At 38.0% G+C, this 1,617-nt stretch carries 3 protein-coding genes; 2 read left to right on the top strand and 1 reads right to left on the bottom strand.

Going from position 1 to position 1,617, the window contains the following annotated elements:
• Window positions 1–651, top strand: a 651-nt coding sequence (gene fghA / locus AC6BYQ_RS28255) for an S-formylglutathione hydrolase (protein WP_498057906.1), incomplete at its 5' end; no start/stop codon positions are given.
• A gap of 177 nt (window positions 652–828) precedes the next feature.
• Window positions 829–1,287 (top strand): putative quinol monooxygenase, encoded by a 459-nt coding sequence (locus AC6BYQ_RS28250; RefSeq protein ID WP_498057905.1) that lies wholly within the window; start codon window positions 829–831, stop codon window positions 1,285–1,287.
• A 90-nt stretch (window positions 1,288–1,377) separates the two neighbouring features.
• On the opposite strand, the gene AC6BYQ_RS28245 is transcribed toward AC6BYQ_RS28250, so the two are convergent.
• Window positions 1,378–1,617: DDE-type integrase/transposase/recombinase (locus AC6BYQ_RS28245; protein ID WP_252739343.1), on the bottom strand; the 240-nt coding region annotated here is incomplete at its 5' end.

The following is a 1,617-nucleotide window of genomic DNA, read 5'->3' as shown; positions in this document are numbered from 1 at the left end:
ACTAAAGCCGGAGCACAAAAGTATGCGGCTGAACATAAAGTCATTATTGTTGCACCAGATACCAGCCCACGTGGAGAAGATGTACCAGATCATGCAGATTATGATTTAGGCCAAGGTGCAGGATTCTATGTGAATGCAACACAAGCACCTTGGTCACAGCATTTCAAAATGTATGATTATATTGTGGAAGAGCTCAGAAATCTGATTGACCTAAATTTTCCGACCAATCAAGTCCAAAGTATTATGGGTCATAGCATGGGTGGTCATGGTGCATTAGTAATTGGGTTAAAAAATCCTGAGCTGTATAAAAGTATTTCTGCTTTTGCACCGATTGTTGCACCTAGCCAAGTACCTTGGGGGAAAAAGGCTTTCACACATTACCTAGGTGAAACCGAAACTTTATGGAAAAGCTATGATGCGATTGAATTAATCAAAAACGCTGAAGTTCATATACCTATTTTAGTCGATCAGGGAACAGCTGATGATTTTCTTGAAGAACAGTTAAGGCCTAAGCTTCTTAGTGATATGTGTTTGGAACAAGAATATCCTCTTACACTTAACCTAAGAGAAGGGTATGACCATAGCTATTACTTCATTGCGAGCTTTATAGAGAAACATATAGAGTTTCACAGCAAACTCCTAGCTAAATAACTTTGATAGATATGAGGATGTACATGTTGTTCTTGAATGCTTCTTGAGCAATATAATTTTCAGATGAAGAGGTCAGCTTATAAATCTAAGGTAGAGTCAATTGATCCTTATATAACTAAGATTGAATTTAACCATCTCATATCTTAATTTTTTGATTCAAATGTTAATGATATTAACTTGAATAAATTCATAGCATTATGTCGGAATAAAAAAACAGATTTTGGCTCAGCTATGGGATTTTTTTTTAACTTTTATACAACAAAACTTTCTGACATGCATACATTAGCAATGTCAGAATCAGTTTTAATTCTAGTCAATTGTGGAGTTTTAGTCATGCTTAAAACAGCTTTATATGTCCGCCTTGAAGCTAAACCGGGTAAAGAAGACGAAGTGGAAGCTTTCCTTAAAGCCGGTTTACCTATTGTAATGGAAGAACCTGCGACAGTTGCGTGGTTTGGCCTACGTCTTGGTCCTACAACATTTGGTATATTTGATGCATTTCCTGATGAGGCGGGTCGCCAAGCACATCTATCTGGCAAGGTTGCAGCTGCTTTGATGGCTCAGGCCGATGAGCTATTTTCAGAGCCACCGTCTATTGAAAAAGTAGATGTTTTGGCGAGTAAACTACCAGCTTAAACCGACGCTTAAATGTATGAGTGTGCTGCCTGAAATTTGGCACTGTTGCAAATAGTGATTTGAGTCGATGATGTTCCCTTTAAAAAGTGCTTAGAGACCGAAAACCCTGTTGATTAGACACACTTCACCCTGAGGCTGACCATAATAAAATGACGATGCTTGTCCTTTACGTAGTGCACGCATGACTTCAATACCTTTAATTGTGGCATAAGCAGTCTTCATAGATTTGAATCCTAATGTGGCCCTGATGATTCGCTTTAACTTACCATGATCACATTCAATGACATTATTTTTATACTTAATCTGCCTGTGCTCAATATCTACTGGACA

This window comes from Serratia sp. LTN-2, from assembly GCF_059740205.1.
The sequence above is the reverse complement of the archived record's forward strand: the minus strand, read 5'-3'. Positions and strand labels throughout refer to the sequence as shown.